Annotated in this window: 1 protein-coding gene; it reads left to right on the plus strand. The window is 66.7% G+C overall.

Annotated elements, in window-relative coordinates; genetic code table 11:
* A partial coding sequence (locus tag ACE3S9_RS19440) for an ABC transporter permease (protein WP_374548123.1) occupies window positions 1–1545 on the plus strand: 1545 nt, incomplete at both ends.

Here is a 1545-nt window from a genome sequence, read left to right on the forward strand (position 1 = left end):
TGGCCGGACAGGCGATCACGATCGCGCTCGTCCTGGCCTCGGGCGTCGCGGTTTTCATCTCCTCGCTGAGCGCCTACCAATCGCTGGTGACGTCGCAGCGGAATTATTATCGCGAAAGCCGTTTCGCCGACGCCTTTGCCAGCCTGAAGCGGGCGCCGCTTTCGGTGGCCGCGCGCATCGCCGAAATTCCTGGCGTGACCCAGGTCGAGCCGCGGCTGGTTCAGGACGTGACGATCGGCGTCGAAGGCGCCTCGCTGCCGGTTTCCGGGCGCATGATCGCGCTCGCCGCCGGCGACGAACCGCAGATCAATCGCCTGCACATCGTCAGCGGGCGCGGCCTTGACCCCGCTATTCCCGCGGAGATCCTCGTCACCCAGGCTTTCGCCGAAGCCAACCGGTTGGGGCCCGGCGACCGCGTCTCCGCGCTCCTGAACGGCCGCAGGCAGAGTTTCCGCATCGTCGGAACGGTCCTGTCGCCGGAATATGTGTTTTCGACCGGGCCGGGCGAGCCGCTGCCCGACGACAGGAGATTCGGCGTGTTTTACGTCTCCCGCGAGGTCCTGGCCCACGCCTTCGCCATGGAAGGAGTCTTCAACGACGTCGTGTTGCTCGTGGCGCCGGGCGCCAATATGCCGGCGATTCTGTCGGCGATGGACGCCTTGCTCGAGCGCTGGGGCGGCATGGTCGCCCATGATCGCAGCCTGCAATTGTCTCACCGCTTCCTGCAGGACGAGTTGCGCCAGCAGGGAACCATGGCCGCGACGATACCCCCGATCTTCCTGTTGATTTCGGCCTTTCTGCTCCATGTAGTGATGGGACGCCTCGTCGCCACGCAACGCGAGCAGATCGCCGCGCTGAAGGCGCTTGGCTATGACCGTGAGATCACGCATCATTTCGCCAAATTCGCGGCGCTGATCGTCCTTCCGGGCGTGGCTCTGGGCGTCGCCGTGGGCGTTGCGCTCGGCCATGTGATGCTGTTCAGCTACCGGCCCTTCTTCCGTTTTCCGGAACTCGAATACGATTTGGCGGCCTGGGCCCCGATCGTCGCGACCGGGATCGCGCTGTTCAGCGGCCTTGGCGGCGCGATGGGAGCCGTTCGCTCCGTGGCCCGGCTCCGGCCGGCGGAAGCGATGAGGCCCGCCGCGCCGGCGGTTTATTCCGCGCACTTCGCCACAATCCTTTCCCGGGCGCCGTCCCGCTGGAAAATCGCGGCGCGGGGAGCCGGCGATCATCCGCTTCGAACCGGCGTGACATTGCTCGGATTGGTCGTCGCCGCGCCGCTCGTGCTGATGGGCCTGTTCTGGACGGATGCTCTCGATTATGTCGTCGACGTGCAATTCGCCGCCTCGGAGCGCGCGGACGCCGTGGTTCAGTTCGTCGAGCCGCTGCCGGCGCGGGTTGTGCAGGAGGTCCGGCGAATGCCTGGCGTGCTGCTGGCGGAGCCGCTGCGGATCGCGCCGGTTCGCCTGCGGTCCGGCCATCTCGAATACCAGACGTTGCTGACGGGTTCGTCGGATCGGATGCAACTGCGCCGCCTGCTCGACG

Origin of the sequence: Rhodoblastus sp. (assembly GCF_041915505.1) — a bacterium.
GTDB lineage: Bacteria > Pseudomonadota > Alphaproteobacteria > Rhizobiales > Beijerinckiaceae > Rhodoblastus.